Source organism: Nonomuraea insulae, from assembly GCF_042656245.1.
In genome coordinates, this window is the sequence record NZ_JBHSPA010000009.1 from 123219 (window position 1) to 147002 (window position 23784).

Here is a 23784-nt window from a genome sequence, read left to right on the forward strand (position 1 = left end):
CTGCGCTTCCTCAGGCGGGCAGGACGTTGTCCGCGAACGCGCCCTGCATGTTCCCCCGCTCCTCGAAGACGAACACGATGTACGTCTCGAAGTATTCGCCGCCCTGCCCGGCGGCGCGGCCGATGCCGACTTTGGTGCTGGCCTTCCAGACCAGCTGGGTGAAGTGGCCGGCACCGGAGGAGAACTGGGCCGCGGCGAAGTCGTAGGCGGAGATCTCGTTGTACCAGCGGTTGACCGCGTCCGAGCCGGGCAGGGCCTCGGAGCCGCCGCCCCAGAAGATGTTCTCCCCCGTCTGCGCGCGCAGGTCGGCGTGACCGGCCTTGAGCCGTTCCTGCTCCGAGCGTGAGGCTGCCCGCGCCATCGCGTACGCGTTGAGTTCGGGGTCCATGACCAGCGGCGGCGCATGGTGCTTGGCCCGGAAGGCATTGGCTTCGGCGAGCGCTTCTGCCTGGAATTCAGGCGTGGTGGCGTCGGGAAGCGCGGGGCGGGTTCCTGGCATGGGACATCCTCTGGCAGCGTGTGGACACCCGCCGGATCGCGATCGCTGCTCATCGCGGCTTCTTGCCGGCGGAAGGCGACTTCTACCGCGGCCGCCTGTCCCTCATCCTCTGCCGCCCACGGACATTTACCAGATACAACCGCTGTCCGACATCGGACACTAAGCCACCGGGCCGAGACGATGCGTCACGCTGCCGCCCGCTGGCACAAGGCTTCGACGAAGAGGAAGGGCGCTGTTTACAACGTTGGTTACAACGATGTAAAAACAAGGCATCACCGCATGCGGCAGGAGCGTGATGCAGATGGTTCGACCATGCGGTGATCATGGCGGGCGCCAGACAGTATTTCCCATAGTGGGCTGAAAGGCTGATATATGCATATTGCAGCGGTCGCATCGCTCGTTCTCTCTTTACTCGGTGCGCCCTTACTCGATGCTCCCTCCAGCTACACGAACCCCGTGTCCGCAGGGTTCGCGGACAGCTTCGCCGATCCGGCTGTGGTGCGCGGGCTCGACGGGTACTGGTACTCGTACGGGACCTCCGATCCACTCCTGGAGGGTGAGGGCAAGCATCATCGGCTGCCCATCGCGCGCTCCAGCGACCTGGTGACCTGGACATACGTGGGGGACGCGTTCGGGGAGGACGAGCTGCCGCCGTACGCCGCACCGGGCAGCCTGCTGTGGGCGCCCGACGTGCGTTACCTCGACGGCCGGTACGTCATGTACTTCACGGTCACCAACACCACGACCACGCCGCACGAATGGGACTACTCGATCGGCGTGGCCACGGCGCCCACCCCGACGGGGCCGTGGACGCACGTGTCCGCGCCGGTGGTGCCGCCGCGACCGTCAGGGGACGCGTACTGGAACACGATCGACCCTGCGCAGTTCACGGACGTGGACGGGCGGAAATATCTGTACTTCGGCGGATTCTTCGGCGGGCTGTGGATGACCGAGCTGACCGCCGACGGCCTGCGCACGGTCGGTCAGCCGCAGCAGGTCGCCATTGACAACAAGTTCGAGGGCTCGTTCGTCGTCCGCCACGACGGCTACTACTACCTGCTGGCCTCCTCCGCGAACTGCTGCGCCGGCCCCACCACCGGCTACTCCGTGCTGGCCGGCCGCGCCACCAGTCCGCGCGGGCCGTTCACGGACAAGGAAGGGCGACCGCTGCTCGCGTCCCGGGCCGGGGGCACCCCCGTACTCGACCAGAACGGCGACCGCTGGATCGGCACCGGCCACCATGCCCAGCTCACGGACCTGGCGGGGCAGGACTGGATGCTCTACCACGCGATCGACCGCGCCGATCCCTACCTTGACGAGCCTTTCGGGATCAACGAGCGGCCCATGCTGCTCGACCGGCTGGACTGGATCGACGGCTGGCCGACGGTCCGGGCCGGCGCGGGACCGTCCGAGCGGTCCGGCGAGGCGCCCGTCACCCGGGGTGTCGTCGACGACCGCTTCACCGGCGATCTGTCCGGATGGCGCGGCGGTACGGCGGGGTGGAGCGTACAAGAGGGATATGTACGGCATGGCGCCGGGAGCGGGACCCTCACCGCGCGGCAGGGCTCGGGCGGTGACGTGCGGGCCGAGACCAACCTCCGGCTGGCGGACGAGGCCGCCGGAGGTTTGCGGATCGGCGGGGCGAGGGTGCAGGTGTCCGGCGAGCAGCTCACGGTGACGGCGGGGGGCGTGCGGCGTGCCGTCGCGCTGCCGGGCGGCGCGGCGAGCTGGCGCAACCTGGCCGTCACGGTCAAGGGGCCTACGATCACCGCTCAGGTCGGCGCGGCCGACCGCCTCGAGAACCCGCAGGCCACGGTGCGACTCGACTCGCCCACTCCGGTTTCTGGCGCGTTCGGGCTGGTCGCGCGAGGCGCCGCCGACTTCGACAACGTCAGCCTCACCCGCCTGGCCAAGCCCGTCACCCGCCTCGTGCCGACGCCCCGGCCGGGCAGGCTGCTCGACGCCGACGAGTTCGACGGGCGGGGCGGCGGCTGGCAGTGGGTACGCGAGGACGGCGCCGCCAAGGTCGACGGCGGCGTGCTGCGCTGGCCGGTCCAGGGCGGCGACCTGAGCGGGAGCGCGAACGCGGCCGGCGCGCTGCTGCGCACCCCGCCCGAGGGCGACTACATCATCGAGACCAAGGTGACGCTCGACCTGGGCGAGGACACGGTACGGAACTACCAGCAGGCGGGACTCGTCGCGTACGTGTCGGACGACGACTTCGCCCGGCTCTGCCAGGTGGCCATCTGGAACACCCGCCAGGTCGAGTACGGCCGGGAGTTGTCCTTCGCCGGGCGCCTGTCGTACGGAGCCAACATCGTCGGCCCGCCGGCCAGGACCACCTGGCTGCGGCTGGTGCACCAGGTGGACCCGGTGAACGGCGAGCACGAGTTCCGGGCCGCGTCCAGCGCCGACGGCAAGACGTGGACGTGGGGCGGGGTGTGGACGTTCGGCAAGGACACCGCGCCGCGCATCGGGCTGGTCGCGCACGGGGGCGCGCAGCCGGCGGTGGACGCCGAGTTCGACTACGTGCGCGTGTACCGGAGCCGGTGACCCTGTCCCGTCCCTCCCCCATGTCAGAGGGAGGGACGGGACCGGTGCCAATTCTTTGCACACGGCCTCCTCGAAGGCCGATGGGAGGGGTAGAAGGCGTACAGAGGAGAGGGGGGTGACCGGTGATGCGGCATACCGCCCGGTTGAGGGAGTTGCTCGGCGCCCCGAGGATCCTCGTGGTGCCCGGCGCGTACGACGGCACCGGGGCGCGGCTGGTCCGGGCGATGGGGTTCCAGGCCGTGTACGTCAGCGGCTTCCAGACGGCGGCGAGCCTGCTGGGTCAGCCCGACGTCGGTTATCTGACGATGACGCAGATGGTCGCGCGGGTGGCCGCGCTGGCCGAGGCGGCCGACCTGCCCCTCATCGCCGACGCCGACACGGGGTACGGCGGCCCGCTGAACGTGCGACGTGCGGTGCGGGCGTACGAGGCGGCCGGCGCCGCGGCCCTGCACATCGAGGATCAGACGTTCCCCAAACGGTGCGGGCACATGACCGGCCGTACCGTCATCGCCAGGGAGGAGATGATCGAGAAGATCAGGGCGGCCGTGGACGCCCGCCGCGACCCCGAATTTGTGATCATCGCCCGTACGGACGCGCGGACGAGTCTGGGACTGGACGAGGCGATCGAGCGGGGCGTCGCCTACCACGAGGCAGGCGCCGACATGCTGTTCATCGAATCCCCCGAGAGCGAGGAGGAGATGCGGCGGGTCGGTGCGGCCTTCCGGGGCGTGGTGCCCGTGCTGAGCAACCAGATCGAGGGCGGCCGGACGCCGCTGGTGGGTGTGCGGGCGCTGCAGGAGATGGGGTACGCGCTGGCGCTGTTCTCGGTGGGCGTGGCGTTCGCCGCCGCCAAGGGAATGAGCGACTACCTGGAAACGCTCGCCGCGCAGGGCGACACACGCACGATCCTGCCGAGGATGATCGCGTTCGAGGGGTTCAACGAGCTGATGGGCCTCGATGAGCACGCGGCGCTGGAGGATCGCTACCGCTCCACGCCCTGAAGCCAAACTCCGCACCCCCTCCCCCTCGTGCTTGAGCCACGTATTGCCACGCGGCATGCCACGCGGTAATTTCATGATCCCCGATGTGCTCAGGAGGCAACCATGACCGGCTCCCGCCGGATGTCCCGGCGCCGCTTCATCGAAGGGTCCGGGGTGATCGGCCTGTCCACGGCCTTCGGGCCGGCGACCCCGGCGCTCGCCCAAGCCGGCACGCAGGCGTCCGACGCCCACGGCGCGCTCGGGGGGAACTTCAACCAGCTCCTCGCCAATGTGCAGTTACGCGAACTCCAGCTCGGACAGACCGACTGGGTGCGGGGATTCTTCCCGATGCCGGACGCCGAGCAGGGCGTGCTCGCCAACAAGGCCAACATCCGCATGATCGCGAACCTCGACGCTCGCGGCTACCGGACCATCCTGAACCTGAAGTTCCCCTACAACCAGTCCGCCTTCCCGGCACCGGACAGCCCGGCGATGGAGAGCGTGCTGGCCCAGGTGGACAAGGTCCTGGCCGAGGTCATGGAGCACATCGACATCCTGGTGATCGGCAACGAGCCCTTCATCGAGAGCCGCCCCGAGGACCGTACCGACTCGCTGAACGTCTTCTACGAGACCGTCGCACGCCACGTCATCGCCTATCGCGGCGCGCACTGCGGGACTCCATGCCGCACCCGGCTCTACATGGGCGCGCTCAACCGCCTCGACCTGCCGGATCGGCAGACCGCCGCCACCGAGCGCTGGATGACGTTCGTCCGCGAGACCCCCGAGATCGACGGCGTCGACATCCACCCCCACGTCCCGTCCGCCGCCGCCGTACAGCCGTTCCTCGACTACATCCTGCCCAGGCTCCGCGCCGACCAGACCTTCCTGGTCACCGAGTTCTCGCTCGTCTGGTACTGGCAGGCCCACATGAAAGACCCGATTCCGGCCGCGTTCGCCGACCGGTACGGGTTCTCCCGCGACAGCCTCGTCTGGCAGGTGATCCTGGAGGCCACCCAGCGCCCGTTCCCCCAGGAGGAATGGGACGCCTTCCTGTCCGCCAGCCCGTGGTACGAGAGCCAGAAGTTCTTCCTGCGCGATCAGATGCAGAGGTTCCGCGCGACCGGCCGGCTGGCCGTCGCCACCTGCGACTACCGCCAAGGGCTGCCGATGTCGCAGAGCTTCGCCGCGGACAAACCGCCGTGGGTGCTCAACTGCGTCTTCGCCCCGTACACGGTGCGGCCATGGTCGAACGGCACCACGGGCCGCGGCTACGCGTGGCTCAACGAGTTCCGGACGCTGCAGCGCGGTGGGACCGGCTGAACCTGCGCATGCCCACCGCCTGACCCGCAGCCGCCGGAGGTGCGCGAGATTGAAGGGCATGCCAGAACTTCCCCCGAAGGGCGCCGAGTGCGGGCCGCGGCCGGCAGGATGACGCGGCTCGCGGCGTCGTTCCAGGACCCCGACGTGGCCGTCCGAGCTCCTGGCGCCCGGCGCGCGCGCCCGGTAACGATAGGCCCGCGTGCCGCATAGCCCCGGCCGTGAACGCGGCGGGCACGTCGTGCGGGATGTCCGGCCGCGCGCCGTCCTGCTCCGGGGAGGCGTCAGCGGACGGGTGCACGCGGTGGTAGGCGGCCGCGGCGATGACCTGCTGAGCGAGTTGATCGCGGCGGGCGGCCCGGAGGACGGCGGGCTGTCCGACGTCCAGTTGCTCGCGACCGGCATGGTGCTGCTCGTGGCCGGCCACGAGACCACCGCGAACATGATCGGCAAGATGATCTCCATGCTGCTGGCCGAGCGCGGCCGGTGGGAGCGGCTGCTGGCCGACCCGTCCCTGATCCGCACGGCGGTGGAGGATGGACCTCACGCGGAGCCCGAACCCGCATCTGGCCTTCGGCGCGGGCGCGCGCTCGTGCCTGGGGCAGGCGCTGGCCCGCACCGAGTTGCAGGTCGTGCTGGAGGTGCCGCTGCGCAGGCTCCCGACGCTGGAGCCGGCTGTGCCGGCCGAGGAGCTCCAGCGGGTGGAGGGGCTGGTCGTCGGCGGTCTGCGCGCCGTCCCGGTCCGCTGGTGACGTGCCTGCCTTCAGCTCTGCGGGCTCAGACCCGCCACGGCCAGCCGGAACAGCCGGTCCGCCGCGGCGGCGGGGTCCGGATGGTGCTCCGTGGCGAGGACGATGCCGACGGCGAGCGCGATCAGGTCGGCGACGGTGACGCCCGCCGCCACCGCGCCGTCCCGCACGGCCCGGCTCAGCAGCGGTTCTCCCGCCTCTTCCATCCTCGCCGAACAGGCGTTCTCGTGTACGGAGTCGGGCCCGTCCCCCTCGTAGACCAGGGCGGCCGCCAGCCCGCGCGCGGCGACGCAGTAGGCGACGACCTCACTCAGCCATTCCAGTAGCGCGCTCCGGCTGTCGCCCTTGCCGGTCAGGTCGTGGGCGCGGACGCACAGGGCCTCGATCCGTTCCCGGGAGACCGCCTCCACCAGCGCGCGGCGGGTGGGGAAGTGTCTGCGCACGGTCGCCGAGCCGACGCCCGAGGTGCGGGCGATCTGTTCCAGGGAGGCGCCGGCGCCGTGGGCGGCGACCTCCGCCTCGGCCACGGCGAGGATCCGGGCGTAGTTGCGCCTGGCGTCCGCACGCTGGTGCTCGGGCATGGCGTCATCTCCAGGTTGCTAAGTGGCGGGCCCCGCCGTATCGTACCGCAGAGTGAAACGGCGGGCCCCGCCGTTTACTGGACGAGCACCCTAGGAGCATCATGTCCGCAGAATCCGCACCCGTTCTCGTCACCGGCGCCACCGGCAGGCAGGGCGGGGCCACCGCCCGCGCCCTGCGCGCGGCGGGCGTCCCCGTTCGCGCTCTCGTCCGTGACCCGGCCACCGACCGGGCCAGGGCCGTCGAGGCACTCGGCGCCGAGCTGGTCACCGGCGATCTTCACGACCGCGATTCCGTGATCAGGGCCGCCGAGGGCGCCCGCGCCGTCTTCTCCGTGCAGATGCCCGGCATGAGCGCGGAAGGCTTCGATTTCGACGGGGAGGTGACCCAGGGCGTCAACCTCGTCGAGGGCGCGAAGGCCGCCGGGGTGCCGCAGTTCGTGCACACCTCCGTCTCCGGCGCCGGTCAGCACACCGAGTCTCCCGGCTGGGCCGAAGGCCGCTGGGCCTCGATGGAACCCACCCTGGGCGCCAAGAGCGCGATCCAGGACCGGGTCCGCGAGGCCGGCTTCCCCCACTGGACGCTGCTCAAGCCGGGCTTCTTCATGGAGAACTTCCTGCCGTCCATGGCGTTCCTGTTCCCGCGTGGCATCGAGGGCGGCTTGGTGAGCGTGCTGAAGCCCGGCACTCGGCTGTCCCTCGCCGCGGTGGAGGACATCGGCGGGGCGGCCGCCGCGGCCATCGCCGCACCGGAGCGGTTCGACGGGGTCGAGCTGGAGCTGGCGAGCGACCACCTGTCGATGGCGGAGATCGCCGAGGTCCTCTCCGGCGTTCTGGGCATACGGCTGTCCGCGCCGGACATGACCGAGAAGGAGGCCATCGCCGCCGGAATGCCGGCGATGGGCGCCTCACACGAGTGGCTGAACGTGGTCGGTCAGCCGGGCCGCCCGCAGTACGCGAGGGACCTGGGCATCGCGCTCACCAGCTTCGAGGAGTGGGCGCGGGAGCACATGCGGCCGACGGCCTGACCCGGTTCACCCAGCGTTCCACTCGCCTGCCGGCGTACGGGAGAGCTGCCCGCCGGCGACCACGGCCAGCCGCAGCTTGGTCTCGTCCGCGCTCCCTGGCACGGTGGTCATGATCACGATCTTGCACTCGGAGTCACCGTCGGCCAGCACGTCGCAGTCCACTGTGATCGGTCCGACCGAGGGGTGCTCGATCGTCTTGTGGTCCTCGCGATGAGCGGCCACCGTACCCGCCGCCCATAGTTCGGCGAAGCGCTCGTTGCCGGTGCTCAGGTCGCGAATCAGCTCTGCCAGCCGCGCGTCCCGAGGAAAGCGGCCGGTGGCGCGGCGCAGGTCGGACACGACGGCGGCGTCGGTGGTGTCACTGTCGAGTTCGGCCACGGGCCACAGGGCGAGGCGGGCGGGCCCCGCATCCACCGGGAACCTGTCACGGGCGAAGTTGCGCAGCCGTGGCGGCGAGGACGAGGGATCGCCCAGCAGCGCGGCCCAGCTGCGGTTCCACCAGATCAGCTGCCAATCCGCCGCGAACACGGCGACCGCGACATCTCCCAGCCGGGTGAGCACACGGTGCACGCCCGGCGGGATGTGGTCGGAGATCGCGCCGTCCGCCGGCGGCACGAGACGGGCCAGCCGGTACAGGTGGTCCCGTTCGGCGGTGGTCAGCTGCAGGGCGCGCGCGAGGGACGCGACCACCTGGGCCGAGGGCGTCGTGGCCCGTCCCTGCTCCAGGCGGACGATGTAGTCGACCGACACACCGGCGAGTTCGGCGAGCTCCTCGCGGCGCAGCCCGGTGGCGCGGCGTGCCCGGCCCACCGGCAGCGCCACGGCCGACGGGGGCAGCCGATCCCGCCACGTGCGGATCATCGCGCCCAGCCCGGCCCCAGGTGTCGTCGTCATGACACCCATTTTCCCGCATCCCCCGCTCGTGAAGGTGGTACCGCTGTTCCTACCGTTGAGGCGTCCCTGGCCCGCTGCCGCAGGTGAACCCGATGATGGCCATATGACGATCACTTTCATCACCGGAGCGAACAAGGGCCTCGGCCGCGAGACCGCCCGCCGCCTCGTCGAACTCGGCCACACCGTGCTCATCGGAGCCCGCGACCCCGGACAGGGCGCGCGGGCCGCCGCCGCGCTCGGCGCGCGGTTCGTCCAGATCGACGTGACCGACGACGCGTCCGTCACCGCCGCGGCCGCGGATGTCGCCGCGCACGAGGGCTCGATCGACGTCCTGGTCAACAACGCCGGCATCCACGGCCCCCACGGTGACCCCGCCGCCCTGACCGGTTCCGACGCCCTCAGTGTCTTCGACGTCAACCTCGCGGGTGTGGTCCGCACGACCACCGCGTTCCTGCCGCTGCTGCGCCGATCATCGGACCCGGTCATCGTCAACGTCAGCAGCGGCATGGGCTCGCTCGCCTTCACCCACGACCCGTCGCGGGCGGAGTCCTCCGCGATCGCGCCGCTCTACACCGCCTCGAAGGCGGCGCTGACGATGCTGACCACGCAATACGCCAAAGCGCTGAAGGACATCCGGGTCAACGCCGCCGATCCCGGCTACACGGCGACCGACCTCAACGGCAACAGCGGCCCTCAGACCGTCACCGAGGGCACGGACGCGATCGTCGGCCTGGCGACCGAGAAGCCCGGCGCGGGCTCCGGGCGCTTCGTCGACCGGACCGGGGAGATCGCCTGGTCCTGAAGGGTCTCAGGCGAAGTGCATGACGATGGCCAGCCCGACGACGTGCATGAGCACCACCGCGGTGATCAGCGTGACGAACACGAACTTGGCCGGGCCGTGCTCGAAGTGCTTGCCCTCCTTCAACGGGGGCAGTTTCGCCACACGCTCGGCGATGCGCTCCTCGATCGGCTTGCGGTGAAACATGAGACGTCCCTCTCCGCAGTACGCTTTGCGTGGCATCTATTGGTAGGCTAATGGTTTGTACACCAAGTAATTTACCAGAGACGTCGGAGGCGTACGGACATGGAGACTGTGAGACAGGCAACAGATCTCTTGGCGCTGGACCGGCAGGTGTGCTTCGCCCTCAGCGTCGCCTCACGCAGCGTGATCGGCCTCTATCGGCCGCTGCTGCAACCGATGGGGCTGACCCACCCGCAATACCTGGTCATGCTCGCGCTCTGGGAAAACGAGCCGCTGTCGGTCAAGGAGCTGGGAGAGCTGCTCCAGCTCGACCCCGGCACGCTCTCCCCGCTGCTCAAGCGGCTCCAGGCCCTCGGCTACATCGACCGTGGGCGCAACAGCAAGGACGAACGTGCCCTGGCCGTCACCCTCACCCCCGCCGGCCGGAAGCTCAGGGCAGAGGCGGAGAAGATTCCCCCCGCCATCGTCGCCCGGCTCGGCATGGACATCGAAGAACTCGAGAACCTGCACCGGTCGCTGATGCGGGTGATCTCGGCGGCGCATCACGCCGACGACCCCAAGCCGCAGGACGAGACGGCCTAAGGTTCCGCCGCGATCCGCACCCGGTCGCTGTCGCCGTCGGACAGGAAAGACGCCAGCGCCCCTCCCTGCTCGGCCACGGCGGTGCGCTCTGCCGGGGAGAGGCCGCGCAGCGGGGTGACCGTCACGGCGCCGGCCTCGGCGGTCCAGGTCGCGGAGACCCGGCCGTCGACCAGGACGACGCGGGCGCCGGTGACCGACAGGCCACGGTGGGCGTCGTCGATGATCCGGCTGCGGTCGTGGTAGCCGAGGATGGCGTTGTCGAACGCCGGCAGGAACCGTACCGGGGCGGGGGTGCCGGGGTCGGGGCGCGGCGCGCCTGGCAGGTCGAGCAGTTCCCGGCCGCGTTCGTCGCGGAAGGTGACCAGCTCCTCGCGGATCGCGGCGACCGCGGCCGGGAGCCCGGTCAGGCCGCTCCAGGCGCGCAGGTCTGCCGTGGCGGCGGGGCCGAACGCGGCCAGGTAGCGGCGCACGAGCGCCTGGCCGACCGGATCGGAGCCGTCCTGGGCCGGCGGGTCGATCTCGCGTCCCAGCCAGGAGGAGAGCCTGGCGTTGCGTACCCGCGCCTTCGTGCGCCACAACCCACGCGGCGGCAGTTGCACCACCGGCAGGAGCGCGGCGAGCAACATCTCGCCCAGCGCCCGCGTCCCCGGCTCCGGCCAGCGCCCGGCCACCGCCCGCGCGATCTCGCTCATCGAACGGGGCTCGTCGTCGGCCATCACCGCCCGCCCGGCCGCCGCGAGCTCGTCGAGGTCCACACCGGCCAGCTCGCGACGGTAGGTCCCCAGGACCCGCTGGCGCAGCATGACGTCGTAGCGCGCCCGCCAGGCCACGACGTCATCGGCGGTCAGGAGGTGGACGGTGCGGCGCATGAGGTGGGTCCGCACCACATGACGCCCCGTCAGCAGGTCGGAGAGCATCGCCGGGTCGAACGCGCGCAGCCGCGACCAGAGCCCCACGAACGGCTCCTGCGGCTCCTGCGCCTGCAGCCCGCACAGATGCGCGACGGCGTCGAGCGCCGGTACGCCGGCGTGATCGAGCAGCAACTGCCGGGCGAGCGTCGCGCGGTTGAGCGCCCGGGTGTCGAGAACGGTCATCGGGGTCACGCCGCGGCCCGCTCGCCAGCCACTCGCCGGCGCAGCGCCGATCGGGTGATGGCCGGCGGGTCGTAGGACACGGACATTCCGGCCACCCACTGGGCCTCGACGAGGTCCGAGGCGGGGACGTTGGAGGTTCCGATGGCGCGCACCTTCCCCTCGCGCGTCAGGTCGGTCAGCGCGGAGAGGATCTCCTCGATGTCGGTCCGCAGGTCGGGGTGGCGGTCCGTGAGCATTCCGTAGAGCGGGGCCCACTGCGCGGGCGCCAGCGGCTGCGCGACGGTGGCGCCCACGGACAGCTTCTCCCAGTACGCGGTGATCTCCGCCGCGGTCTCGCCGCGGATGGAGAGGAAGAACGAGTTCTCGCCCCGGTTCCACGGCATGTGCGCGGGCACGTCGTACGCCATCACGTGGAACCCGTCGCCGGCGAGCACCTGGCCCCACATCACCTGGTCCGCCTGGGCGGGATCCCGCAGGTTACCGGCGTCCTTGTAGGTGACGGCGGCGAGGTCACCACCGAACACGGACTGGTAGAACTCGAGCGCCGCGCGGGCGTCGCCGCGGAAGTTCAGATGGGCAACGGACTTGACCGCCATCTTCTGGCTCCTGACCTTCGATCATCGTTTTCCGAACGCCGTCGTCCGGCGCGAGACAACAATCACAGGGGAAGAGGCCAGGTTGTGGCCGCTTCTCGCGGCGGCCCGAAGACGTTCAGCTGGCCGATGCGTCGTCGGCGTCGAGTATGACGTCGAGAAGGCCGGGGAAGCGCGAGTCGAGGTCGGCGCGGCGCAGTGAGACCAGGCGGCGGGTGCCGTCGCGGCGCGTGCTCGTCACGCCCGCCTCACGCAGCACCTTGAAGTGGTGGGAGGCCGTGGAGGCGGCCATGTCCTCACCCGCGCACTGCGTCGTCCCGCACTCCCCGCCCTCGGCCAGGCGGGCGATGAGCAGCCGCCGGACCGGATCGGCCAGGGCGAACAGGACGTTGCTCAGGTCGATGTCGTCCCTGGCGGGCTGGCTCAGCTCTCTCATGCCCCCACCTTATACGAAAGTTCGAGAACTATTGAAATAAGCCTCGCGGCATGCTTTGCTCCTTGTTCGAAGATATTGGAACTATCGAAGGAGTTGTATGTCCCCCAGGCTCTTCATCCTGGCCGTGGCCGCCTTCGCCATCGGGGTGGACGGGTTCGTGGTCGCTCCGATCCTCCCCGAACTGGCCGCCGACCTGGACGTCTCCGTGGCCGCCGCCGGGCAGCTCGTCACGGCGTTCACGCTGGTGTACGCCATCGCCGCGCCCGTGCTGACGTCCATGACCGGCCACATCGACAGAAGGCGGCTGCTGGCCGTAACACTGCTCGTGTTCACCGCGGGGAACGCGTTGTCGGCGGTCGCGCCCACGTACTGGCTGATGATGGCCTCACGGGTGATCGCCGCGCTCGGAGCGGCGCTCTACCTGCCGAACGCCTCAGGAGCCGCCGTGATCCTCAGCCCGCCCGAGCGGTCGGGGCGGGCGCTGGCCCTGGTCATGGGCGGGCTCAGCGCCGCCGGGCTGATCGGGGTGCCGTTCGGGACCTTGGTGGCGCAGGAGCTGGGGCCCCGCGGCGTGTTCTGGATGATCGTGGCGCTCGGCCTGCTCGCCGCCGCCGGAGTGGCCTTCTTCCTGCCGTCGATCCACCTGCCCGTGACGCTTTCGCTGCGCGAGCGGATCGCGATGGCGGCACAGCCGCGGATCGCGGGCGTGCTCGGGGTGACGGCCGTGACCATGGCAGGCGCCTACGCGCTGATGACCTACCTGGCGCCGCTGCTGGCCGAGACGGCGGGCATCAGCGGGCGCGGGCTCACGCTCGTGCTGCTGGTCTCCGGCGCGGCGAGTCTGGCGGGGACGGCCGTGACAGGGCGGACCATCGACGCGTACGGCGGGCGGCGGATTCTGCTGATCGCTCTGTGCGCGGCGCTGGTGGGCACCCCAGCGCTGCTGCTCGCGCACGATCCCGTTCTGGCCGGCGCCGTCATCGGGCTGGTGGGCCTGGCCGCCGCCGGGATCGTCCCCGCCCAGCAGTGGCGGCTGATGGCCGCGGCGCCGGAGGCGGGCACCCTCCTGCTCAGCCTGAACAGCACCGCGCTCTACCTGGGCATGTCCGTGGGCGGCGGGCTGGGCGGCGTGACGCTCGCCACGCTCGGCGTGACCGCGGTGCCCCTGCTCGCCGGCGCCGTGTACCTGCTCGCCCTGCTGGGCACGTTGCTCATCCGCCAGAAGGCGGCGCCTGCCCCCTCGCCGGGGGAGGTGCCCAGCAGGGCATAGCCGTCAGGCGGTCGCCGCCGAGGGCCGGCCGAGCTTGGCCGCCAGCGCCTCCAGCAGTTCGACCTGCTGCTCCGGGTCGGCGTCCAGGAGGTGGAGCGCGATGTGCGTCTCGTCGGCGCCGACGGCCACGAGGCGGTCGAGGTCGGCCAGTACGGCGTCGGTGAAGGCGCCCGGGGAGATCGGGGCGCCAGGACGGGCCGGGATGGCGTTCACCACCGCGGTGCCGGTGCCGCCGGCGTCCCGGTACCAGCGGAGCTTGGTGCGGGTGTCCTCCCAGTCGACGGCGACGGTGATGAAGCCGTCGCCGATGCGGGCGGCTCGTTCGATTGTGGGGCGGGTGATCGCGCCCACGAACAGGGGGATGGTGCCGCCCCACGGCTTCGGGCCGACCTTGGACGGCGGGATCCAGTAGTACTCGCCGTGGAACTCGACGGGGTCCGGGGCCCAGCAGGCGCGCATCGCGGCCGTGTGCTCGACGAATCCGGCGCCTCTGCGGCCGGCGGGCACTCCGGCCGCGGTGAACTCCTCGGGGATGTAGAACGGCGGCAACCGGGTGCCGCCGCCCTGCCCGATGCCGACGTCCAGCCGTCCCTTGGACAACTGGTCGAGCGTGGCCAGGCTGCGGGCCAGGACGGCGGGCGAGTGAAAGATCGTGTTCAGGATGCTGGTGCTCACGCGGATGCGCCGGGTGTGCGCGGCCGCCCACGTCAGCACCCCCAGTGAGTCCCAGACGTGGAACTCGGGCACGCCCGCGTCGTTGTCCCACTGCGGTCCTGCGGGGATCAGCAGCCGGTCGCTGACGGACACGGCGTGGAATCCGAGCCGTTCGGCCGCCTGGGCCACGGTGACGACGGCGTCGGGGCCGGCGTGCGGGCCGACGTACGGCAGGCTGACTCCGATGCGCGGAAAACTCATCTCTATACTCCCGTTGACCGGGGAACACCCAGGTCAGGTGCCCCTTCCGTAGAGAGGTCGGAACAGCCGAAGGATTTTTGCGTCCGGCACCGCAAGTATTCGACACCGGCTCCGACTTCATGGTGAACGGCGCCGACGTGGCGCCGCCCGACCATCGAGGGAGACAACGTGAAATTCCTGTTGATCATGCATGCGAACCCGCGGATCTGGGACGCGCTGACCGAGGAGAAGCGCAACGAGGTGATGAGCGGCCACGGACCGTTCATGGAGGCCATCACCAAGTCCGGAGAGATGATCAGCACCACCGCGCTGGCCGACCCGTCGCAGAGCGCGGTGGTGAGGGTCCGGGGTGGCCTCCCGGCGGTGACGGACGGGCCATACCTTGAGGCCAAGGAGTACCTCGGCGGCTATTACCTGGTGGAATGCGACAGCAGGGAACGCGCTCTGGAGCTGGCCGCGCTCATTCCCGACGCCGGCGTGGAGGGCCTCGGCATCGAGGTGCGGCCGGTGGTCTTCATGGGCACGGCCGCCGGCTGAGCACGGTGAAGTTCCTGCTGAACGTCTACCTGAGCGCGGCGGCCCTGCCGGGGGAAGGGCTCGACCACGAGCGGATCCTGGCCGCGGCCGGGCGATCGGGGGAGCTGATCAGCGCTCACGTGTTCGCCGACCCGTCCATCAGCGCCGTCGTCCGTGTTCTGGGCGGCGTCGTGGAGGTGTGCGAGGGCCCGTACCTGCGGGCCCCGCACCATGTCGCCGGCCAGTACCTCCTCGACTGCGAGAGCCGGGAGCGCGCCGTCGAACTGGCCGCCCTCATGGCCGGCGGTCAGGCCGGCGGCGTGGAGGTGTGGCCGCTGATGGACTCGGCCGGGATGGAGATGTGAGCACGTCGGAACACCTCGAGGACCTGCTGCGCGAACTGGCGCCGCAGGTCCTCGGCGGGCTGCTGCGCCGCTACCGCGGGTTCGAGGAGTGCGAGGACGCGGTCCAGGAGGCGTTGCTCGCCGCGGCGAGGCAGTGGCCCGCCGGAGGCGTCCCGGACAACCCGCGGTCCTGGCTGGCCACCGTCGCCTCCCGCCGCCTGGTCGATCAGGTACGCAGCGAGCAGACGGCACCCTCGTACCGCTGGCGGAGCAGGACCGCAGCCGGAGAACTACCGGCTCGCGGCCCGGCGTACCATCAGCCTCCCCGAACAGCGCTACCTGCGGGACAGGGCAGACCGGCTGGACCGATGACGGCCGGGCGTCAGCGAAAGAGGCGCAGGGGCACCGCCGCGGCCATGGCCTGGGCGCCGGCGTCGTTGGGATGGACGTGGTCCCCGCTGTCGTACGCGGGGCGCAGTCGGAGCTGCTCGGCCGTGACGGTCTCCGCCACCGCGGCGGACAGGCCGGGCTGGCCCAGGTCGTTCGTCCCCAGCAGGACGATCACGTGCTCGGCGCCGGCCTGGCCCAGCACGTCGCCCGGGAACCGGCGCAGTGCCGAGGGCCCGAAGTACGCGGCGTAGGCCTCGACGGGTTGCCCCGCGGGCGGGTTCGGGTCGTGCAGCAGCCGGTTGCCGGCGATGCCGGCGTTGGCGACGCCCAGGTCGGGGGTGCGGCGGTCGGCACGCATCCGGTCGGAGAGCAGGTCGGGCCAGCGGTGGTTGGCGCCCGCCGTCGTCGCGACGCCGTCGGAGACAGAGTCGCCCAGGGCCACGACGGCCGAGGTTCGAGGGAGGGCCCGGACGTTCACTCCGGACAGGAACATCCAGTGGTCAGGAGCGGCGACCGGCGTCACCGTCCTGTCCCCTGTGACATCGCCGTCCGCGACGGCGTTCACTTGCAGCGCGTAGCGGTGAACGGTGGTGACTTCGGTGCGTTCTGGCAGGTAGAGGCTGACCACGAGGTCGGCGTCCGGCGGCACGTCCAGCTCGACGGGATCGCTCACGATCCGCGCGCCCGCAGGGAGCGTCACGACCCGCCTGCCGCCGAAGGTCACTTCCCGGTCACTGGCGGGGTCGATGTCGGTTCCCCCGGTGCCCGCGGCCACGTGCACCGCGCCCAAGCGCAGCGCCTTGTCGCCGTGCTCGTTGGACAGCCGCAACGTGAGGGCGTCACCGCCGACGCTGGTGTGCACCACCTGCCGCACGGTCTGGTCCTCGAGATGGGTGACCCTCCCGTCGCCCTCGCCGGGACCCTGGTCCGGGACGCCGGTCACGCCTAGGGCTTGCCTGTCGCATCCATCCGGGCGTCAAGGACACCGGACATCGTGTCGCGGCGGCCAGGCCGGAGCGTCAGCCCTGCGGCGTACCGTCGATGCCTCCCCACGGAGGACGCCCGCGACGGGAACCGGGCTCTGACCGTGATCAGCGCAGGGCAGGAAGCGGCTTGTCGTGCAGCCAGGCCGACAGCAGCGGTCCGACCGATCGCGAGGTGTGCCGCTGGACGTGCCCGGCGAACTCCGGGGTGGTGACGACGCCGTGCCGGTGCTCGTCGGTCCAGGCGCGCAGGGCGGAGAAGAACGCCTCGTCGCCCATGGCCGCGCGCAACGCGTGCAGGGTCAGCGCCCCGCGCTTGTAGACGCGGTCGTCGAACAGCGCCGACGCGCCGGGATCGGCCAGGACGAAGTCCTGCGGGGCCAGGGTGAGCCGCTGGTGCCAGCGGCGGGCGTGGTCGACGGCGGGCGCGCCGCCCGACGCCTCCGACCAGAGCCACTCGGCGTAGGTCGCGAAGCCCTCCTGCAGCCAGATGTCGCGCCAGCAGGCCACGGTGAGGCTGTTGCCGAACCACTGGTGCGCCAGCTCGTGCGCGACGAGCCGCTCGCAGCCGCGTACGCCGTCGACATGGTTCCTGCCGAAGATCGACATGCCCTGGGCCTCGACCGGGATCTCCAGGTCGTCGTCGGCCACGACCACGGTGTAACCGGTGAACGGATAGGGCCCGAACAGGTCGCCGAACAGGGCCATCATCTCGCCCTGCCGGGCGAAGTCGTGCCGCACGCGGGTGGCCAGCCGCGCCGGGTGGGCCAGCCGGGACTCGCCGGACTCGGAGAGCTGGTAGCGCCCGATCTGCACGCTCGCCAGATAGCTCGCCATGGGTTCGGCCTGGTCATAGATCCACGTCGTGCTCCCGGCGCCACGCCGTCTGGCCACGAGCACGCCGTTGGCGATCACCTGGTACGGCGACGCGGTCGTCACGGAGATCCGGTACGACGCCTTGTCCCCCGGCCGGTCGTTGCAGGGGAACCAGGAGGGCGCGCCGATCGGCTGGCCGGCGACGAGCGCGCCGTCGGTCAGCTCCTCCCAGCCCAGCCCGCCCCACGGGCTCGGCACGGGTGTGGGGTTGCCCGAATAGCGCACCTCGACCCCGGCCCGCTCCCCCCTGGGCAGCACCCTGGGGAGCGTCACGCGCAGCTTGCCCTGGCCGTGCGCGTATCGGGCGGGGACGCCGTCCACCGTGACGCCCGCGACCCGGAACTTGCCGAAGTCCAGGTCGAGCACGCTGAGCGCGTCGGCGGCCGACACCGTCAGCCGGGCCGTGCCGTCGAGCCGGTTGGCCGGGACGCGATAGGCCAGCCTCAGGTCGTAGTGCGAGACGCCGTAGCGGTGATCGCCGTGCCCGGGGAAGTACGGGGTCATCGCCACGCCGAGATGGGGTTGCCGAACCATCGGGTGCGGGCCGGCACGCTCTCGCCGCGCATGACCAGGGAGGCGGGCCCGATCGTGGTGTCGGTGCCCACGCGTGCCGCCGGCAGCACCACGCCGTGCGGGCCCAGCGTCGCGCCGGCCTCGAGTGTCACCGCGTCCATGCTCATGACCCGGTCGTGGAAGAGATGCGTCTGCAGGACGCAGCCCCGGTTGACGCACGCGCCGTCGCCCAGGGTCACCAGGTCCGCCTCGGGCAGCCAGTACGTGTCACACGTGACCCCATGTCCAATGCGTGCCCCGAGCGAGCGCAGCCACACGTTCAGCGGCGCGGTTCCGAGCCACGGCTGCGCGAACCAGGGGCCCGCCAGCACTTCGACGAAGTTGTCCGCCAGCTCGTTGCGCCACACGAACGAGCTCCACAGCGGCCGGTTGCCGGTCCTGATCCGGCCGACCAGCGCCCACTTGGCGGCCGTGGCGAGCGCCGCCGCGACCACGCCGGCGGCCGCCATGACCACGCCGCTCAGGGCGAGCGCCGCGGCGAAGCCGTAGCGGGCCGCGAGGGCCTCGAACGCGGCGGCGACCAGGACGGCCAGCGCGACCGCGCACATGGCGGGCACCACGCGGAACGCCTCGACGAGCGCCCGTGCCGCCTTGTAGCGCGCGGGCGGGTCATAGGTGCGGTTCCTGTCGCCCTCCGCCGCGGTGCGGCGCAGCTTCATGGGCGGCATGCCCACGTACGACGAGCCGGACTTGGCCTTCTTCGGCGTCGCGGACAACACGCCCACCAGGCCGTCCTTCGGCACCTTACGGCCCGGGGCGGTCATCCCCGAGTTGCCGAGGAAGGCGCGCTTGCCGATCCGCGCCGTCGCGATGCGCATCCAGCCGCCGTCGAGCTCGTACGGGGCGAGCATCGTGTCGTCGGCCAGGAAGGCCCCGTCGCCGACCGTCGTCATCGTGGGCAGGGCGAGGACCGTGGACAGTTCGACGCCCCGGCCCACCTTCATGCCGAGCGCCCGCAACCACGCGGGGGTCAGGACGCTCGCGTACAGGGGGAAGAGCCAGACCCTGGCCGAGGCCATCAGCCGTCCCGTCGCCCAGGCCTGCCAGGCCTGGCGGCTGTGCACCGGGTGGTGGCCTGGGTGCAGGCCCAGGCCGAGCAGCCGCACGCTGGCCAGCGTGAGCAGGGCGAAGGCGGCCATGCCCGCGATCGTCGCCGCGGGCACGCCGGGCAGGGCGGCCGTGAGCGCCTGGCCGAGCGTGCGCGCGTCGCGGGCGAACACGGCCAGGACCGCCAGGCCGGTTCCGGCCGCGACGACCGGAAGCAGGCTGAGTGCGAAGGCGGTCACGCCGTACATGGCCGCCCAGAAGCGGGACCGTGCGGCGCGCTCTCCCGGTTTGCGCGACTTGCCCTGTCTGAAGGCCGGCACGCCGGCCCAGAGCTCGCCTGACGGGACGGCGCCGGCGACCGCCGATCCGGGCGCCACCTGGGAGTTCTTCCCGATCTTCGCGCCGGGCAGCAGGGTCGAGCGGGAGCCGACGGTGGCTCCGGCGCCGATCCTGATCTCGCCGACGCGCAGCACGTCGCCGTCGTACCAGTGGCCGCTGAGGTCGACCTCCTGCTCGACCGACGCGCCCCTGCCCACCTTGAGCAGGCCGGTGACGGGCGGGGGCGAGTGCAGGTCGGCGTCCGCGCCCACCTGGGCGCCGAGCAGGCGGGCGTACCAGGTCATCCAGGGCGCGCTGGCCAGGTCGGGAACGCCGAGCCTGACCGCGAACTGCTCGGCGAACCACAATCTCAGGTGGACGCCGCCGCCGCGCGGATGGTCGCCTGGACGTACGCCGCGCAGCAGCAGCCGGGCCAGCGCCGCCGACAGGCCCATCCGTCCCATGGGCGTGACGAACGCCAGCGCGCCCAGCGTCACCCACCACCAGGACAGCGCCGGAGCCCATGGCGGCGCCACCACGTTGGTGAGCGCGACCAGCGGCACGATCCAGCGCATCGCGCCGGCGGTGAGCAGCGGCACCATGAGCAGCGCCTGCGCCAGCGCGGCCCGCCGCGGCATGGGCGTCACGGGTGCCCGGGCGGGCTCGGGGTCTTCTCTGGTGGCCAGCAACCGCGCCAGCCCGGCCAGCGTCGGCTGCGCGTAGACGTCGCCCACCGCCACGTCCGGGTAGTTGGGGCGCAGCACGGACACCAGCCTGGCCGCCGCCAGGCTCGTGCCCCCGTTGGCGAAGAAGTCGGCGCCGGGTCCTTCTGGCGCCACGCCCAGGATGGCGGTCCACCGCTCGGCCAGCAGCGTCTCGGCCGGGCTCAGCTCGGCCGTGGGTTCGGCCTGCTCGGCCAGCGGCCAGGGCAGCGCGTCACGGTCGATCTTGCCCGAGGTCCTGGTCGGGAGCGAGGCGACCGGCGCCAGACGCGGCACCAGGGCGGCGGGCAAGGAGGCGGTGAGCAGGTCGCGTGCCTCACCGGTGTCGAAGCCGGGGCCGGTGACGACGTATCCGACGAGCACCTGGTGCCCGCCGCCCGCGGTGCGGACGGCGGCGGCCGCGCCGGTGACGCCCGGCAGTGCCTGCAACGCGGCGTCCACCTCGCCCAGCTCGATCCTGCGCCCGCCCAGCTTCACCTGGTCGTCGGCCCGGCCGACGAACACCAGGCCCTCGGGGTCGGCCCGCACCAGGTCGCCGCTGCGATAGGCGCGCGACCAGCTCAGCGACGGCAACGGCGCGTACTTCTCGGCGTCCTTCGCCGGGTCCAGGTAGCGGGCCAGCCCCACTCCCCCGATGACCAGCTCGCCGGTCTCCCCCATGGCCACCGGCTCGCCCGCGGCGTCGACGACCGCCAGGTCCCATCCGTCGAGGGGCAGCCCGATGCGTACGGGCTGGCCGCCGGTGAGCCGCGCCGCGGAGGCCACCACGGTCGCCTCGGTGGGGCCGTAGGTGTTCCAGACCTCCCGCTCCGGTACGGCCAGCCGCTCGGCCAGCTCGGGAGGGCACGCCTCCCCGCCGAAGACGAGCAGCCGGATCCCGCCGAGGTGCTCGACCGGCCAGAGCGCGGCCAGCGTCGGCACGGTCGACACGACCGTGATGCCCCGCTCGGCCAGCCAGGGGCCGAGGTCCATCCCCGTGCGCACCAGGGCCCTGGGCGCGGGCACCAGGCAGGCGCCGTGCCGCCAGGCCAGCCACATCTCCTCGCACGAGGCGTCGAAGGCCACGGAGAGCCCGGCCAGCACCCGGTCTCCCGGGCCCAGGGGCCGCTCCCGCAGGAAGAGTCCCGCTTCCGCGTCGGCGAACGCGGCCGCGGAGCGGTGCGTCACCGCGACGCCCTTCGGCTTGCCGGTGGATCCGGAGGTGAAGATGATCCAGGCGTCGTCGTCCGGCGCGGGCGGACCGCCGTCGCTTCTGCCGGCCTCGTGGACGGTCAGCTCGCCGGTGATGATCGCGTCCACCCCGGCCTCGGTGAAGACCAGTTCGGCGCGCTCGTCGGGGTCGTCGGCGTCGACCGGCACGTACGCGGCGCCGGCCGCGAGCACCGCGAGGATGGAGAGGTACAGCTCGGCCGTCCCCGACACGACGCGCACGCCCACCCTGGCTCCCCGGCCGATCCCGGCCGCCGCGAGCCCGGCGGCCCTGCGATCCACCTCGGCGCGCAACGCGCGGTAGTCAAGGCAGAGGGTGCCGTCGTCGAGCGCGGGCGCGTCCGGGTGCAGGCGCGCGCTCTCGCCGAGGATGTCGAGCAGCGTGCGTGGTGGCGGCGCCAGCACACCCGCGGGGTAGACCGCGGAGGTGATCCGGGGCCGTAAGTCGACCGAGTCGCTACGCAAACGCTGCTCCTTGAGTCAGGCGGTCGGTGCCCATGGGAGGCAAATGCCGCAGCATCCGAATCATCCGCCATTACCGTGGCGTTCGCGCCACCCCAGGCCCAACGGATCCCGCGGACGATCCTATTCCGCCCGGCTCCGGTGCGATCGGCGTTCACTTCAGTGCGCCGGCGGTCATCTCCCTGGATGAAATGCCGCTGGAGCACGGGGTCGAGCGCGATGATCGGGATTCCGGCCAGGGTGACGCCGGCGGCCTTCGTCGCCACGGCGGCCACTCCTGAGCAGACCGGCCGGCTTCTCGGCCTGGTCGTCGACGCGCTGCTTCCGCGTGCCGATCGCAAGGACTGAGCGGCGACATTCTCATTGCGCCGATCGGTGCGCGATCTGGGTGAGATGTCCGACGGATGGCGGATGGCCTGCGGAGCGGTAACCGGCAGGATTGCCGTCATGGATCCTGAACTGGAAGCATTCCTGCCGTTGTTCCCCAAGGACGACCTGGCCGACCCGTTCACCTCGCGCAAGGAGTTCGCCGAGCGGGCCGCCGCGAAGCCGGCGCCGGACATCGCGGGCATGGAGGTCGAGGACCGCGTGGTGCCCGCCGATCCGGATGTGCCGGTACGGATCTACCGGCCGGACCAGGCGCAGGGGGCCATCGTGTGGCTGCACGGCGGCGGGTTCGTCATGGGCGACGTGGACACCGAGCACCCCTGGGCAGCCCGGGTCGCTGACGGCTCCGGCGCGGTGGTGATCTCGGTGGACTATCGGCTGGCCCCCGAGCATCGCTTCCCCGCCGCCCTGGACGACGCCTATGCCGTACTGACCTGGACGGCCGAACACGCCGCCGAGCTAGGCGTCGACCCAGGACAGATCGCGGTCGGAGGTCACAGCGCGGGCGCGGGATTGGCGGCGGCGGTGGCGCTGCGGGCGCGCGACGAGCAGGGGCCGCCGATCAGCTTCCAGCTGCTCAACGAGCCCGGGCTCGACGACCGGCTGGACACCTGGTCGGCACGGAACTTCACCGACACGCCCTGGTTGTACCGCGACAAGCTCGCCGCGATCTGGCGGCTCTACCGCGACTCCGCGCCCGCCACGCCGTACGCCGCCCCCGCCCGCGCAGCCGACCTGTCCGGCCTGCCGCCCGCCTACATCGCCACCGGCGAGTTCGACCCGCTGCGTGATGAGGGCATCGGCTACGCGCTGCGGCTGCTGCAGGCCGGCGTGCAGGTCGAGCTGCACCAGTGGCCGGGCACCTTCCACGGCTCCCAGGCGATCCTGTCGGCCGAGGTGTCGCAGCGGCAGATCGCCGAACTCGGCGCGACCCTGCGCCGCGCCATGGCCGGCCAAACACCTTAGGAAGGTCGTTCCGCCATGACTGCTCCCCCGATCGATCTCTTCGCGTCCGCCATCCATCTTCACCAAGACGGCGAGATCCGCGCCGGGAGAACGACGACGGATCCCGACCAGGACGGGTGGCGGCTGACGGCCTTCCACGCGAAGACCGGCGCCGACGTCCACGCCGATCACTGGGAGGTCCACCCCGAGGCGGAAAAGGTCGTGTCCTGCCTCATCGGGAAGATCCGCCTCTACCTCCGTGCGGAGTCGCCGGGGCAGGAGGAGGAGATCAGGCTGACGGCCGGGACCGCCGCCATCGTCCCGCGCGGGCGGTGGCACCGCATCGAGCTGGACATCCCCAGCAACATCATGGCCGTCACCCTGCCGCGTGGCAGCCGGCTGGAGAAGCGGGCCGAAGAGATCTCGTGAGCGGTGCCGGGCGCGCGATCAGTTCACCAGCACGATCTTTCCCCGGGCGTGGCGGCTTTCGCTCAGTTCGTGCGCGGCCGCGGCCTCGGCGAGCGCGAACGCCGCCGCGACCG

General features: G+C 71.7%; 24 protein-coding genes and 2 pseudogenes. 14 read left to right on the forward strand and 12 right to left on the reverse strand.

Annotated features, from left to right (window positions below):
- Positions 1-10: 10 nt before the first annotated feature.
- Complete coding sequence (locus tag ACFPZ3_RS06660) at positions 11-499, reverse strand: CAP family protein (protein ID WP_379513060.1); 489 nt, start codon at positions 497-499, stop codon at positions 11-13.
- A 456-nt stretch (positions 500-955) separates the two neighbouring features.
- Between ACFPZ3_RS06660 and ACFPZ3_RS06665 the strand changes: the two genes are divergently transcribed.
- The 4 genes and pseudogenes from ACFPZ3_RS06665 to ACFPZ3_RS06680 form a co-directional block, all read left to right on the forward strand.
- A complete protein-coding gene (locus tag ACFPZ3_RS06665; RefSeq protein WP_379513061.1) occupies positions 956-3052 on the forward strand; it encodes a glycoside hydrolase family 43 protein in 2097 nt (698 codons plus the stop codon).
- Positions 3053-3177: 125 nt separating this feature from the next.
- On the forward strand, positions 3178-4053 hold the full coding sequence (locus tag ACFPZ3_RS06670; RefSeq protein WP_379513062.1) for an isocitrate lyase/PEP mutase family protein: 876 nt from the start codon (positions 3178-3180) through the stop codon (positions 4051-4053).
- A gap of 102 nt (positions 4054-4155) precedes the next feature.
- Entirely contained in the window at positions 4156-5352 is a 1197-nt protein-coding gene (locus ACFPZ3_RS06675) for a hypothetical protein (RefSeq protein WP_379513063.1), read from the forward strand.
- A 316-nt stretch (positions 5353-5668) separates the two neighbouring features.
- A pseudogene (locus tag ACFPZ3_RS06680) lies at positions 5669-6101 on the forward strand (cytochrome P450); the annotation flags it as partial.
- 11 nt (positions 6102-6112) lie between these two features.
- On the opposite strand, the gene ACFPZ3_RS06685 reads toward ACFPZ3_RS06680, so the two are convergent.
- Positions 6113-6679, reverse strand: a complete 567-nt coding sequence (locus ACFPZ3_RS06685; RefSeq protein ID WP_379513064.1) for a TetR/AcrR family transcriptional regulator — start codon at positions 6677-6679, stop codon at positions 6113-6115.
- 101 nt (positions 6680-6780) lie between these two features.
- On the opposite strand from ACFPZ3_RS06685, the gene ACFPZ3_RS06690 reads away from it, so the two are divergent.
- Positions 6781-7704 (forward strand): NmrA family NAD(P)-binding protein, encoded by a 924-nt coding sequence (locus tag ACFPZ3_RS06690; protein ID WP_379513065.1) that lies wholly within the window; start codon positions 6781-6783, stop codon positions 7702-7704.
- A 6-nt stretch (positions 7705-7710) separates the two neighbouring features.
- Here ACFPZ3_RS06690 and ACFPZ3_RS06695 read toward each other — a convergent pair whose 3' ends face one another.
- Entirely contained in the window at positions 7711-8598 is an 888-nt protein-coding gene (locus ACFPZ3_RS06695; protein ID WP_379513066.1) for a helix-turn-helix transcriptional regulator, read from the reverse strand.
- Positions 8599-8701: 103 nt separating this feature from the next.
- On the opposite strand from ACFPZ3_RS06695, the gene ACFPZ3_RS06700 reads away from it, so the two are divergent.
- Positions 8702-9400: an SDR family NAD(P)-dependent oxidoreductase gene (locus tag ACFPZ3_RS06700; RefSeq protein ID WP_379513067.1), complete on the forward strand. Its 699-nt coding sequence runs from the start codon at positions 8702-8704 to the stop codon at positions 9398-9400.
- Between the two features lie 6 nt (positions 9401-9406).
- On the opposite strand, the gene ACFPZ3_RS06705 is transcribed toward ACFPZ3_RS06700, so the two are convergent.
- On the reverse strand, positions 9407-9583 hold the full coding sequence (locus ACFPZ3_RS06705; protein WP_379513068.1) for a hypothetical protein: 177 nt from the start codon (positions 9581-9583) through the stop codon (positions 9407-9409).
- 99 nt (positions 9584-9682) lie between these two features.
- Here ACFPZ3_RS06705 and ACFPZ3_RS06710 point away from each other — a divergent pair, with 99 nt between their 5' ends.
- Entirely contained in the window at positions 9683-10162 is a 480-nt protein-coding gene (locus ACFPZ3_RS06710; protein WP_379513069.1) for a MarR family winged helix-turn-helix transcriptional regulator, read from the forward strand.
- Here the strand turns inward: ACFPZ3_RS06710 and ACFPZ3_RS06715 are convergent.
- From ACFPZ3_RS06715 to ACFPZ3_RS06725, 3 genes are all read right to left on the reverse strand, one after another.
- The gene (locus tag ACFPZ3_RS06715; RefSeq protein WP_379513070.1) at positions 10159-11256 is read right to left on the reverse strand and encodes a winged helix DNA-binding domain-containing protein; all 1098 of its coding nucleotides are present in this window, start codon (positions 11254-11256) and stop codon (positions 10159-10161) included. The two genes, ACFPZ3_RS06710 and ACFPZ3_RS06715, sit on opposite strands and share 4 nt — an antisense overlap.
- A 5-nt stretch (positions 11257-11261) precedes the next feature.
- Complete coding sequence (locus ACFPZ3_RS06720; protein ID WP_379513071.1) at positions 11262-11852, reverse strand: VOC family protein; 591 nt, start codon at positions 11850-11852, stop codon at positions 11262-11264.
- Between the two features lie 115 nt (positions 11853-11967).
- Positions 11968-12285: an ArsR/SmtB family transcription factor gene (locus tag ACFPZ3_RS06725; RefSeq protein WP_379513072.1), complete on the reverse strand. Its 318-nt coding sequence runs from the start codon at positions 12283-12285 to the stop codon at positions 11968-11970.
- Positions 12286-12382: 97 nt separating this feature from the next.
- Between ACFPZ3_RS06725 and ACFPZ3_RS06730 the strand changes: the two genes are divergently transcribed.
- Positions 12383-13555: an MFS transporter gene (locus tag ACFPZ3_RS06730; RefSeq protein ID WP_379513073.1), complete on the forward strand. Its 1173-nt coding sequence runs from the start codon at positions 12383-12385 to the stop codon at positions 13553-13555.
- Positions 13556-13558: 3 nt separating this feature from the next.
- Here the strand turns inward: ACFPZ3_RS06730 and ACFPZ3_RS06735 are convergent, their stop codons facing one another.
- Positions 13559-14470, reverse strand: a complete 912-nt coding sequence (locus tag ACFPZ3_RS06735) for a TIGR03619 family F420-dependent LLM class oxidoreductase (RefSeq protein ID WP_379513074.1) — start codon at positions 14468-14470, stop codon at positions 13559-13561.
- Between the two features lie 168 nt (positions 14471-14638).
- Here ACFPZ3_RS06735 and ACFPZ3_RS06740 point away from each other — a divergent pair, with 168 nt between their 5' ends.
- From ACFPZ3_RS06740 to ACFPZ3_RS06750, 3 genes and pseudogenes are all read left to right on the forward strand, one after another.
- The gene (locus tag ACFPZ3_RS06740) at positions 14639-15007 is read left to right on the forward strand and encodes a YciI family protein (RefSeq protein WP_379513075.1); all 369 of its coding nucleotides are present in this window, start codon (positions 14639-14641) and stop codon (positions 15005-15007) included.
- 5 nt (positions 15008-15012) lie between these two features.
- Positions 15013-15351, forward strand: coding sequence for a YciI family protein (locus ACFPZ3_RS06745; RefSeq protein WP_379513076.1), 339 nt, complete (start codon positions 15013-15015; stop codon positions 15349-15351).
- Positions 15348-15563, forward strand: a pseudogene (locus ACFPZ3_RS06750) (sigma factor); the annotation flags it as partial. The gene ACFPZ3_RS06745 and the pseudogene ACFPZ3_RS06750, both read left to right, overlap by 4 nt.
- Positions 15564-15712: 149 nt before the next feature.
- Here the strand turns inward: ACFPZ3_RS06750 and ACFPZ3_RS06755 are convergent.
- From ACFPZ3_RS06755 to ACFPZ3_RS06765, 3 genes are all read right to left on the reverse strand, one after another.
- The gene (locus tag ACFPZ3_RS06755) at positions 15713-16663 is read right to left on the reverse strand and encodes an SGNH/GDSL hydrolase family protein (RefSeq protein WP_379513077.1); all 951 of its coding nucleotides are present in this window, start codon (positions 16661-16663) and stop codon (positions 15713-15715) included.
- Positions 16664-16811: 148 nt separating this feature from the next.
- The gene (locus tag ACFPZ3_RS06760; protein WP_379513085.1) at positions 16812-18083 is read right to left on the reverse strand and encodes a M1 family metallopeptidase; all 1272 of its coding nucleotides are present in this window, start codon (positions 18081-18083) and stop codon (positions 16812-16814) included.
- Positions 18080-21913 carry a Pls/PosA family non-ribosomal peptide synthetase gene (locus ACFPZ3_RS06765; protein ID WP_379513078.1) on the reverse strand — a complete coding sequence of 1278 codons (3834 nt, stop codon included), beginning with the start codon at positions 21911-21913 and terminating at the stop codon, positions 18080-18082. Before ACFPZ3_RS06765 ends, ACFPZ3_RS06760 begins: the two co-directional genes overlap by 4 nt.
- A 216-nt stretch (positions 21914-22129) precedes the next feature.
- On the opposite strand from ACFPZ3_RS06765, the gene ACFPZ3_RS06770 reads away from it, so the two are divergent.
- From ACFPZ3_RS06770 to ACFPZ3_RS06780, 3 genes are all read left to right on the forward strand, one after another.
- Positions 22130-22258, forward strand: a complete 129-nt coding sequence (locus ACFPZ3_RS06770; RefSeq protein ID WP_379513079.1) for a hypothetical protein — start codon at positions 22130-22132, stop codon at positions 22256-22258.
- A 99-nt stretch (positions 22259-22357) separates the two neighbouring features.
- Positions 22358-23263, forward strand: coding sequence for an alpha/beta hydrolase (locus tag ACFPZ3_RS06775; protein WP_379513080.1), 906 nt, complete (start codon positions 22358-22360; stop codon positions 23261-23263).
- Positions 23264-23278: 15 nt separating this feature from the next.
- Positions 23279-23671, forward strand: a complete 393-nt coding sequence (locus tag ACFPZ3_RS06780) for a cupin (protein ID WP_379513081.1) — start codon at positions 23279-23281, stop codon at positions 23669-23671.
- 18 nt (positions 23672-23689) lie between these two features.
- Here ACFPZ3_RS06780 and ACFPZ3_RS06785 read toward each other — a convergent pair.
- Positions 23690-23784 (reverse strand): zinc-binding dehydrogenase (locus tag ACFPZ3_RS06785; RefSeq protein WP_379513086.1); only part of this gene is annotated, 95 nt, incomplete at its 5' end.

Bases quoted from the DNA above. Each gene is read 5' to 3' on its own strand.
- ACFPZ3_RS06660 (WP_379513060.1), bottom strand. From the start codon at position 499: ATGCCAGGAACCCGCCCCGCGCTTCCCGACGCCACCACGCCTGAATTC.
- ACFPZ3_RS06670 (WP_379513062.1), top strand. From the start codon at position 3,178: ATGCGGCATACCGCCCGGTTGAGGGAGTTGCTCGGCGCCCCGAGGATC.
- ACFPZ3_RS06675 (WP_379513063.1), top strand. From the start codon at position 4,156: ATGACCGGCTCCCGCCGGATGTCCCGGCGCCGCTTCATCGAAGGGTCC.
- ACFPZ3_RS06685 (WP_379513064.1), bottom strand. From the start codon at position 6,679: ATGCCCGAGCACCAGCGTGCGGACGCCAGGCGCAACTACGCCCGGATC.
- ACFPZ3_RS06690 (WP_379513065.1), top strand. From the start codon at position 6,781: ATGTCCGCAGAATCCGCACCCGTTCTCGTCACCGGCGCCACCGGCAGG.
- ACFPZ3_RS06695 (WP_379513066.1), bottom strand. From the start codon at position 8,598: ATGACGACGACACCTGGGGCCGGGCTGGGCGCGATGATCCGCACGTGG.
- ACFPZ3_RS06700 (WP_379513067.1), top strand. From the start codon at position 8,702: ATGACGATCACTTTCATCACCGGAGCGAACAAGGGCCTCGGCCGCGAG.
- ACFPZ3_RS06705 (WP_379513068.1), bottom strand. From the start codon at position 9,583: ATGTTTCACCGCAAGCCGATCGAGGAGCGCATCGCCGAGCGTGTGGCG.
- ACFPZ3_RS06710 (WP_379513069.1), top strand. From the start codon at position 9,683: ATGGAGACTGTGAGACAGGCAACAGATCTCTTGGCGCTGGACCGGCAG.
- ACFPZ3_RS06715 (WP_379513070.1), bottom strand. From the start codon at position 11,256: ATGACCGTTCTCGACACCCGGGCGCTCAACCGCGCGACGCTCGCCCGG.
- ACFPZ3_RS06720 (WP_379513071.1), bottom strand. From the start codon at position 11,852: ATGGCGGTCAAGTCCGTTGCCCATCTGAACTTCCGCGGCGACGCCCGC.
- ACFPZ3_RS06725 (WP_379513072.1), bottom strand. From the start codon at position 12,285: ATGAGAGAGCTGAGCCAGCCCGCCAGGGACGACATCGACCTGAGCAAC.
- ACFPZ3_RS06730 (WP_379513073.1), top strand. From the start codon at position 12,383: ATGTCCCCCAGGCTCTTCATCCTGGCCGTGGCCGCCTTCGCCATCGGG.
- ACFPZ3_RS06735 (WP_379513074.1), bottom strand. From the start codon at position 14,470: ATGAGTTTTCCGCGCATCGGAGTCAGCCTGCCGTACGTCGGCCCGCAC.
- ACFPZ3_RS06760 (WP_379513085.1), bottom strand. From the start codon at position 18,083: ATGACCCCGTACTTCCCCGGGCACGGCGATCACCGCTACGGCGTCTCG.
- ACFPZ3_RS06770 (WP_379513079.1), top strand. From the start codon at position 22,130: ATGATCGGGATTCCGGCCAGGGTGACGCCGGCGGCCTTCGTCGCCACG.
- ACFPZ3_RS06775 (WP_379513080.1), top strand. From the start codon at position 22,358: ATGGATCCTGAACTGGAAGCATTCCTGCCGTTGTTCCCCAAGGACGAC.
- ACFPZ3_RS06780 (WP_379513081.1), top strand. From the start codon at position 23,279: ATGACTGCTCCCCCGATCGATCTCTTCGCGTCCGCCATCCATCTTCAC.